We start from the raw sequence: 3,448 nt of genomic DNA on the forward strand, positions 1-3,448 counted from the left end.
CCCGGTAGCCCTTATCAAAATGGCTATATTGAACGATTTAATCGTACCTATCGTACTGAAGTACTCGATTTATATCTTTTTAACAACTTAGCTCAAGCAAGGAGAATAACTGAAGAATGGTTAACGGTTTATAACACCGAAAGACCGCATGAGGCATTAAATAACATGACACCGATTGAGTATAAAACACTAAAACAAGCAGCATGATTTTCTACGTGAGTTGTGTACTAAGTTTGGGGTATTTACAATTGGGTTAACATTAAATTAATCTTTTATATTTTTGAGTTTGTTTATTCATCTTTTAGTATTATTATCAACCGATCCCATATAAATATAAGAAAAAATGTGAATAAATTAAAAATAAATAAGTCGATACGCTTTTTCATAAAAGGCAATAACAATTAATGAAGTAGCTACAATAATGAGTAAAATACAATTGCTTTTTCCGGCACCGAATCTGGTATCATAGTTACTAATAGAGTAACTTTCCACCCTATCTATGAAGAAAAGATTATTTATAGCGCTTGTTTGGTTAACTGTGGTAGCCGTTGCTCTTTAAAAGTTCATGTCAAAAACAATATTATTACTAAAATATCTTTAAAAGGTGGCATTAATAATGCCATTTTGGGTTTACATCAAATTCGCCTTTGCCTTCGCAGTAGAGCTGTTCATTGGCGAGATTATGAGCCTGCTCGCTTAAAGTATCTATCCGAATAAATGGGCTTATTATAACAACCTTTCATAAATAAGACCAAGGTCAATGGTAAAGGTAGCTAATCAAATCATCATCAAATCTAATAAACTTAAATAGACAACGTTAAGTTATAAAATTTATTAATAAATAAGAAAAATATTGCTAATAAAATAGACAAAAGCATTTATAATCCAATTTAACTATCATTATTTAATGGCACAAGTTTGAGGCGTTAATATCAATGATTGTTAATAAAATACTAATATGAATATATGGGAAGGAAATAAAAATGTTAAAAATAATCACTTACGATACTGTTCATTATTCTGTGTCAGTTTAATTAACAAATGGAGCACCTTATCAAGACGATTAGGGAAAAATATCATCAATTTTGACAATGATAAATTCCAATTTTGGGTTGGTGTTGTCCATTTTTTCTCCGCATTTTGCAATCCAAGATACAGCAGCTTGAGCAAGTTATTTTCATTAGGAACACCGTTTTTGGTCTTTGTTAATTTGCGAAATTGTCAATGAATAGGCTCAGGATAGCGGAAATAAGCCGATAAATTATCCCATTTACGGCGCCACGATGGGATGACTATTAAATACTTATCGCCTCATATTCGCTCAAGTTCATTTAACGCATCAATTGCCACATCACGAGACATTGGTTTCAAATCACTCATAAAGGCTTTATGATGCTTAGAAGCAACATATGTAAATACCCCAAACTTAGTACACCACTCACGTAGAAAATCATGCTGCTTGTTTTAGTGTTTTATACTCAATCGGTGTCATGTTATTTAATGCCTCATGCGGTCTTTCGGTGTTATAAATGGTTAGCCATTCTTCGGTTACCTTTCTTGCTTGTTCTAGATTATTAAATAGATATAAATCGAGTACCTCAGTGCGATAGGTACGATTAAATCGTTCAATATAGCCATTTTGATACGGGCTACCGGGCTAGATATAATCAATGGTTATACCATGTAATTTAGCCCAGTTGGTAAAGGTTTTTCCTGTAAATTCTGGCCCATTATCGACCCATATTTTTAATGGATACCCATGATATTCGGCCAGTTTATCTAAGTAACGGGTAATCCTTCCTGCCGGTAAGCTTACTGCAATATCAATCCCTAATGCCTCACGATTAAAGTCATCGATGACATTGAATGTTCTAAAGCGACGTTGATTACGACTACTGTCACTCATAAAATCCATTGACCAACATTCACCTTGTTTATTGGGGACTAATAACCTTTCTGGGCATCGTGGAGGAATGCGTTTTTTACGCTTTACCCTGAGATTAAGCTTTAATTCACAATATACCCGTTTATGATTCCATTTATAGCCGAGCTTTCTGATACGATTAAAACATTTAGGAAAGCCCCAGCGTAAATGCCTATCTGTAATAGCATTCAGCACCGAAACAATCACCGAATCATCCTGTAACTTAGCTTGATAATAGTAAGCACAACGGCTTAAGCCAACAATAGCACAACTCATAACAATAGTAACCGAATGATTTTGTTGTAGTTGCTGTGCCCACGTTTTACGTGCCTTTGTGGGCACTAAAGCTTTTTTATGATTTCTTCCTGAAGCTGGGATTTTAAGCTCAGTTCGGCAAACATCTGCTTAAGCTTGCGGTTTTCATCCTCAAGCTCCTTTAAACGTTTGATATTCGACGTTTCCATTCCGCCGTATTTTTCTCGCCATTTATAAAAAGTTGAATTACCCATGTCCTATTTACGGCACAGCTCTTTAACGGGAATACCAACCTCTGCTTCTTTTAAAATAGCTACGATAGTTACCCTATTTTAGGAGGTAGTTATATATAGTTATATATAGTGGTACTGCCATTCTATAAACTTTGATTAACATAGAAACTGAAAATCATTTTTTACATAGGTTTTCATTTATCTGCTTTAAAAAACATTGGTATTCAAGCTCAATTTCTTTTTTGGCTTCTTGAGATAAGGTAGCCACATGAAATCGATGTAATGAACTATATAAGGCAAACAATATATTAATTGAGATGGAGGCTTTTTTTTGTTTTATCTTAAAATAAGCCTCTAAATACCCTACTTTTTTCAATGCCTCAACATCTGTAATTCCTACACTACACAATAATCTTTCCAATGATACAGTCATGTTTGGTAACTCTTTTATTCTTTTTGCCTTAATTTCATTTTTTTCATATTGTTCTTTTTTAGTATAGGTGATCACCATTTTTACCATAGCTAACAATTTATCTTGATCTTTAAATAACTCATCACTAACTTTATAATAATCAAGTAATTTTATTGACATTCCTGTTGTTATGCTCAACGGTTGCATACCTAAATCGATAAAAAATGAGCGGTAATTGGAATGCCCCCTTAAATAAAATTCTTTTCGAGTAATCCAACCAAACATGATATTTTTACTATTAACACTAAATCCGCCAAAAAATGTTTTGAGCGAAATATCTTCAACGTCAGAAAGTTCTGTTAAAATTCGATTAGCAAATGTTGAGCACATAATTAATTCCCATCCAAACTTTATCAAGTAACTGAAATGACTTACTAATTAATCTAATTTATAGCTACTTTATATTCAAATGATTTCTAAATAAATTCATAATTATGCGATCTGTATTCCATATATAAATATTAAATGCTTTATTACTTGATAAATTATATTTTTATAAAATTAAGTTAATTTTTGTTAAAAGTAATTAAGAAATAACAATTCTTAAAAAAAGAAAAATCGCTT

2 protein-coding genes and 3 pseudogenes are annotated in these 3,448 nt (G+C 32.3%); 2 read left to right on the forward strand and 3 right to left on the reverse strand.

The features are described 5' to 3' along the window. Both A9G30_RS11950 and A9G30_RS13750 read left to right on the forward strand, forming a co-directional pair. Positions 1-207, forward strand: a 207-nt coding sequence (locus tag A9G30_RS11950) for an integrase core domain-containing protein (protein ID WP_141672106.1), incomplete at its 5' end; no start/stop codon positions are given. 294 nt (positions 208-501) lie between these two features. Continuing rightward, positions 502-705, forward strand: a pseudogene (locus tag A9G30_RS13750) (hypothetical protein); the annotation flags it as partial. A gap of 291 nt (positions 706-996) precedes the next feature. Here the strand turns inward: A9G30_RS13750 and A9G30_RS13405 are convergent. The 3 genes and pseudogenes from A9G30_RS13405 to A9G30_RS11970 form a co-directional block, all read right to left on the reverse strand. Continuing rightward, a pseudogene (locus tag A9G30_RS13405) lies at positions 997-1,410 on the reverse strand (IS256 family transposase); the annotation flags it as partial. A gap of 40 nt (positions 1,411-1,450) precedes the next feature. Further along, positions 1,451-2,499, reverse strand: a pseudogene (locus A9G30_RS13755) (IS3 family transposase). 88 nt (positions 2,500-2,587) lie between these two features. After that, on the reverse strand, positions 2,588-3,214 hold the full coding sequence (locus tag A9G30_RS11970; RefSeq protein ID WP_065589092.1) for a TfoX/Sxy family DNA transformation protein: 627 nt from the start codon (positions 3,212-3,214) through the stop codon (positions 2,588-2,590). Positions 3,215-3,448: the final 234 nt, after the last annotated feature.

The sequence above is a fragment of the Gilliamella sp. Fer4-1 genome, from assembly GCF_001690515.1.
Lineage (GTDB): Bacteria > Pseudomonadota > Gammaproteobacteria > Enterobacterales > Orbaceae > Gilliamella > Gilliamella apicola_C.

Coding starts and splice junctions, on each gene's coding strand:
- A9G30_RS11970 (WP_065589092.1), bottom strand. CDS start 3,214: ATGTGCTCAACATTTGCTAATCGAATTTTAACAGAACTTTCTGACGTT.